This window comes from Catenulispora sp. GAS73 (assembly GCF_041262085.1).
Taxonomy (GTDB): domain Bacteria; phylum Actinomycetota; class Actinomycetes; order Streptomycetales; family Catenulisporaceae; genus Catenulispora.
Genome location: NZ_JBGCCM010000103.1, coordinates 1 through 1,155, shown reverse-complemented (window position 1 = coordinate 1,155; position 1,155 = coordinate 1). Strand labels below are relative to the sequence as shown.

The 1,155-nt window shown below is 68.6% G+C and carries 1 protein-coding gene; it reads left to right on the top strand.

The window, feature by feature from the left end:
* Positions 1–136: 136 nt before the first annotated feature.
* The coding region (locus ABH935_RS50875) for an IS4 family transposase (RefSeq protein ID WP_370385244.1) at positions 137–1,155 on the top strand (1,019 nt) is incomplete at its 3' end.

Sequence of the window (1,155 nt, the reverse complement as noted above, 5' to 3'; positions counted from 1 at the left end):
CAAGGTCGCGTAGTTAAGGGTTGGGTGTTGGTGTCAATAGCGTCGTGAGCTGGGTTTTCGCCAGTTGTGGTGGCATGTGAAACGAGACCTCTGATACATCGGGACTGTCTAGGAACCGGGTGTCGGAGGTCTCGTCGTGTCTGAGTGTGGCACTGCTGCTGGCGATCGCGCGAGTGGGCTGTTCGCGCCGGGGCATCTGGGTGCGTTGACGTCGCTGGTGCCGGCCGAGTTGGTGGATGCGGTGTTGGCCGCGACGGGTCGGACGCAGCGGCGGCTGCGGATGCTGCCTTCCCGGGTGGGGGTCTATCTGGTGTTGGCGATGGTGTTGTTTCCGCAGGTGGGGCTGGCCAGGGTGTGGTCCAGGCTGACAGCTGGCCTGTCGCAGGCGGTGGCCGGGCCATCGGAGAAGGCGTTGCGGGATCTGCGGCGCCGGATCGGGCCGGAACCACTTGCCGCGTTGTTCGCGATCGTGGCTGGTCCGCTGGCATGGCCGGGGCAGCCCGGGGTTCGGTATCGGTCGTGGCGCACTGTGGCCTTCGATGGCTGCTCGTCGTGGAAGCTCCCGGACAGCGCCCGGAACCGTGCGCGGTTCGGCAGGGTGCGCCAGTCGGCCGGGGTCGCGGCCTATCCGGCGTTGATGCTGATGGCGCTGGTGGAAACCGGCACCAGAGGCCTGATCGGCGCGGTGTTCGGCCCGACGAGCACCGGTGAGATCGCCTGGGCGCAGCAGCTGCTGCCGATGCTGGCCCCGGACATGCTGGTGCTGGCCGACCGGGGGTTCGACGCCCGCAAGTTCCTGTCCCAGATCTCCGAAACTGGGGCAGGATTCCTGGTGCGCGCCCGCGCCACCCGGGTCCTTCCCGCGCGTGAGCTGCTTCCGGACGGGTCCTACCTGACCCGGCTGGGCACTATGACCCTGCGGGTGATCACTGCCAAGGTCGAGGTGGCCTGCGCCGACGGGACCGTCACCGCCACCGAATACCGGCTGCTGACCACACTGACCGACCACCGCACCGACCCCGCACCGGCGCTGGTGCGGCTGTATCACGAACGCTGGGAGATCGAGACGGCGTTCCTGGCGCTGCGTCACACTCTGGCCGGCCGGGCGGTGCTGCGCTCGAAGGACCCGGCCGGCATCGCCCAGGAGATGTGGGC